Source organism: Streptomyces sp. P17 (assembly GCF_032436805.1).
Lineage (GTDB): Bacteria > Actinomycetota > Actinomycetes > Streptomycetales > Streptomycetaceae > Streptomyces.
In genome coordinates, this window is the sequence record NZ_JAVRBF010000309.1 from 1 (window position 1) to 489 (window position 489).

At 71.4% G+C, this 489-nt stretch carries 1 protein-coding gene; it reads right to left on the bottom strand.

All coding sequences use genetic code 11. The features are described 5' to 3' along the window. Nucleotides 1–33: 33 nt before the first annotated feature. On the bottom strand, nucleotides 34–489 hold a 456-nt coding region (locus RMT89_RS41025; protein ID WP_315888847.1), incomplete at its 5' end, for a helix-turn-helix domain-containing protein.

Genomic DNA, 489 nt, shown 5'->3' on the forward strand with positions numbered 1-489 from the left:
GCCAGGCGCCGCCGGTGACACCTGCGAGGGCGCTCATGACCGCTTCCTCGGGGTGCGGGCCGGGCCGTGGTTGTGCTGGGGCCGCATGCGGGTGCCTGCCTGGTGCAGGAGCCGGTAGACAGTGGCGACTGAGTAGCTGCACTCTTTGGCGAGTTCCGGCACCGTGGATCCGGCTTCGTAGCGCGTCCGCAGGGACATCGCGAGCTTCTGCCGCTCGGCCGCCCGCGCTGCGGAGCGCATCCGCAGCGTCTGCTGTGTGGTGCGCACGGTGCCGCCGGCCTCGATCAGCAGTCGTCGGGCAGCACGCCTCGTCTCTCCCGCAACCGCGGAGAGCTCGGTGAGGGTCGCGCCGTGCTGCTCGTACAGGGTGCGCAGGTGGGCGGCGAGGCGTTTGCGTGCCTGCGGGTCCTGACGCATCCGACGGGTCTGCCATGACGTGCGCATCACGGTCCCGGCGTCGTGGAGCCGGTTGAGGACCGTGCCGTACGA